The organism is Pseudomonas sp. NPDC087358 (assembly GCF_044900785.1).
GTDB lineage: Bacteria > Pseudomonadota > Gammaproteobacteria > Pseudomonadales > Pseudomonadaceae > Aquipseudomonas.
In genome coordinates this window covers 1-668 of sequence record NZ_JBJDOA010000030.1, presented here as the reverse complement: position 1 = coordinate 668, position 668 = coordinate 1, and the positions used below count along the sequence as shown (strand labels likewise).

1 protein-coding gene and 1 pseudogene are annotated in these 668 nt (G+C 53.0%); both read right to left on the bottom strand.

Translation table 11 applies throughout. The features are described 5' to 3' along the window. On the bottom strand, positions 1-348 hold a 348-nt coding region (locus tag ACI2KS_RS29560), incomplete at its 3' end, for a GTP-binding protein (RefSeq protein WP_404624550.1). 31 nt (positions 349-379) lie between these two features. Next, a pseudogene (gene fusA, locus ACI2KS_RS29555) lies at positions 380-668 on the bottom strand (elongation factor G); the annotation flags it as partial.

Genomic DNA, 668 nt, shown 5'->3' with positions numbered 1-668 from the left:
GGTTTGTGGCATCGGACCATCAGCGGCCGAACAAACCAGGATAGCGCCGTCCATCTGGGCAGCACCGGTGATCATGTTCTTCACATAGTCAGCGTGACCTGGGCAGTCAACGTGAGCGTAGTGACGCACAGCCGAGTTGTATTCAACGTGGGCGGTGTTGATGGTGATACCACGAGCTTTTTCTTCTGGTGCGCTGTCGATCTTGTCGAAGTCAACACGAGCCGAACCGAAAACTTCGGAGCAGACGCGAGTCAGAGCAGCGGTCAGAGTGGTTTTACCGTGGTCAACGTGACCGATGGTGCCAACGTTGACGTGCGGAAGGGAACGATCAAATTTTTCTTTAGCCACGACAAATAACTCCTAGCCTAAAGGCGCTGAATCAGCCTTGTTTTTTGGTTACAGTTTCGACGATGTGCGACGGAGCTGTATTGTATTTTTTGAATTCCATAGAGTAGCTTGCGCGACCTTGGGACATGGAGCGAACGTCGGTCGCATAACCGAACATCTCACCCAACGGAACCTCAGCGCGAATTACCTTGCCGGAAACCGTATCTTCCATACCCAGGATCATGCCGCGACGACGGTTAAGGTCGCCCATCACGTCACCCATATAGTCTTCAGGCGTAACAACCTCTACCGCCATGATCGGCTCAAGCAACTCACCACCG